At 74.3% G+C, this 1,663-nt stretch carries 2 protein-coding genes; both read right to left on the reverse strand.

The window, feature by feature from the left end; genetic code table 11:
• Positions 1-313 (reverse strand): glycosyl hydrolase 2 galactose-binding domain-containing protein (locus tag ACFFNX_RS49380; protein ID WP_446678570.1); only part of this gene is annotated, 313 nt, incomplete at its 3' end.
• Positions 310-1,663, reverse strand: a 1,354-nt coding sequence (locus tag ACFFNX_RS49385) for a glycoside hydrolase family 38 C-terminal domain-containing protein (protein ID WP_378213405.1), incomplete at its 5' end; no start/stop codon positions are given. The genes ACFFNX_RS49380 and ACFFNX_RS49385, both read right to left, overlap by 4 nt.

The raw sequence follows: 1,663 nt of genomic DNA on the forward strand, positions 1-1,663 counted from the left end.
TCGCGGAGTGGTCGATGCCGTCGAACTCCAGGGACGCGCGCTCGCCGTCCGCCGGTCCGTGGGTGCGCAGCGTCGTCTGGTAGACCCAGGTGCGCTGCGGCACCCACTCCGACAGCATGCTCTGCCGCCCGACGCGCGGATCGGGCACCTCGCCCGCCGCGAGCAGGTCCGCCAGGACCGAGCCGGGCACCCGCGCGGGCACCCATCGCCCGCCCACCTCGCGGGCGTGCAGCTGGGCGCGGTGGAGCCGCCAGTCGTCGCCGAGGAAGCCGCGCAGGCGCCAGCCCTGGTCCAGGACGACCACCGACGTCATCCCGTACGGTCCGGCGTCGTGTCCTCCGACTCGCTCAGCGGCCGTTCCAGCAGGTCCGTCTCGACCACCGGCAGCCTCCGGTCGTCCGGCACGAACAGCGTCTTGATCTCGTGCGGGTCGAACTCCGCGATCACCGTGCGCCGCAGGAACGGCAGGTGGACCGTTGCGGTCGCCGCCGCGCCGTCCGTCTCGTAGCCGCGCACGATGTGACCATCGCCGTCCTCGGCCCGCTTGACCACCGTAATCACGACGTTGCCCGCGTCGCTCGCGTCGGCGAAGGACCGATGCTGGGGCAGCGGGCCCTCGTGGAAGGACTCCAGCAGGGCGACCGGGCGCTGGTCCAGCTCGGCGGCGGCACGCGGCGTGCCGGCCGCGCGCCAGTCGCCGTCGTGCGGCAGCAGCCGGTACGTGAACCGCTGCACGCCCTGGTCCATCGCCTCGTAGTCGCCGTCCTCGGGCAGCGGCTCCGGGGTGTGCCAGGCGTACGGCGGGCTCCGCAGGACGGTGACGCCGAGGTCGCCGCCGGACACGTCGCCGCCGTACTTGGCGTCGTTGAGCACCGACAGCCCGGCCGGGCCGGCGGGCGTCTCCCCGGACACGTCCACCCAGGTGTGGCTCACCGTCTCATGGCCGTCCGGGACCCGCTCAAGGTGGCCGTACGGGATGGCGTGCGTGGCGGTCACCCCGGTCAGCGCGGTCGGGAAGCGCAGCTTGAGCATCCTCAGCCGCTCGTGCCAGTCGACGGTCACCCGGACCTCCAGGTGCCGCGCGCCCGCGACCAGCACGTAGTCCTCGCGCATCGTCGAGGAGCCGTACGCGCTGTCGACCCGCACCACGTGGCGCACCGGGCCGGACTCGACCACGCGGACGGACGTCGGCGTGAACCGCCCGATGACGTCGCGGTAGGAGACGACGCCGTGGCCCCAGGTGTCGGTCGGATCGTCCAGGATGGCCGCGTGCGCCGCCCGCGCCGCCTCGTCGTCGATGAGATCGGCGCCGCTCGCCTTGTGCACGAGGCTCGACAGCCAGCCGGTCGCCGGGTCGATCTCGGCCCGCAGGTGCTCGTTCTCCAGGACGGTGCCGCGCTCGGTCACCGGGCCGCTCGCCGGGTCGGCGTACAGCCGGTAGAGCCGGTAGCCGAGCGGCGGCAGCTCCACCGGCACCACGAGCACCCGGCGCCCGCCGCACACCGTGGACGAGCGCGCCACCTGCACGGGCACGCGCCGGTCCGCGTCGTCCACGGCGACGATCGCGCCCCGGCCGAGCTGGGCGCCGAACTCGACCTCGACCGTGGTCGCCACCGGCCAGGGGTGCGGGTTGAAGACCGCCAGCGGCGCCATCCCCTCCTCG

This window comes from Actinoallomurus acaciae (assembly GCF_042429965.1).
Lineage (GTDB): Bacteria > Actinomycetota > Actinomycetes > Streptosporangiales > Streptosporangiaceae > Actinoallomurus > Actinoallomurus acaciae.